Source organism: Paraburkholderia sp. AV2 (assembly GCF_054968425.1).
The window spans coordinates 1-783 of sequence record NZ_JBANLK010000122.1; the positions used below are offsets into that span (position 1 = coordinate 1).

A 783-nucleotide genomic window follows, 5' to 3' on the forward strand; every position below is an offset into this window, starting at 1 on the left:
CCCGGCCCTGATTTGACAGATAAATGAAAAACCCCGAGGATGGGAGTGTCGAAGTCTCATCCGCCGGGGTTCTCATGTCCTGCCTTACGAGTGCAGTTTGCACCTGCACAACCACGAGTTTACACGCCCAACCCGAACCGTGCCAAGCGGTCTATGAGGACCTTGCCGCCGTCTCCGAACGGGACAAACCTTGGGACGGTCATCGAACTGCCGCCGTCTCCGTCCAGGCTATGTATGCTGATGGAGGGGAGGAGTTCGAACGCTTCGCCGACCGCATGAACGAGTGCAGTTGGTGGCTGCGGTTCACTGCCCCGGTCGATCCCTCGACGGGGGAAATCGGCCATCAGAAACTGGACAACGCACGCTTCTGCCGGGTCCGTCATTGCCCCGTCTGCCAGTGGAGAAAATCGCTCATGTGGAAAGCCCGATTTTCGAAAGCCCTGCCCGAGTTGGAATCGCAACACCCCACCGCGCGCTGGCTGTTCCTCACGCTCACGGTCCGTAACTGCGAAGTGTCGGACCTGCGCGAAACACTGGCCGCGATGAACCAGGCTTGGCGTCGTTTCATGCTGCGTGAAGAGGTGGCGGGGGTGGTGCAAGGCTACCTGCGCACGACCGAGGTAACGAGGGGTGCGGACGGTTCAGCACACCCGCACTTTCACGTGCTGCTGATGGTGCGGCCGTCCTACTTCGGCAAGGGCTACATCAAGGCCGAAAAGTGGGCGGAGTTGTGGAAGTCCTGCGCCCGTTTGGACTACACCCCGGTCGTGAACGTCCAGGCCG

The 783-nt window shown here is 60.9% G+C and carries 1 protein-coding gene; it reads left to right on the top strand.

Annotated features, from left to right (window positions below; translation table 11 throughout):
* Positions 1-23 precede the first annotated feature (23 nt).
* Positions 24-783: protein rep (locus V8683_RS31375; RefSeq protein WP_462880756.1), on the top strand; the 760-nt coding region annotated here is incomplete at its 3' end.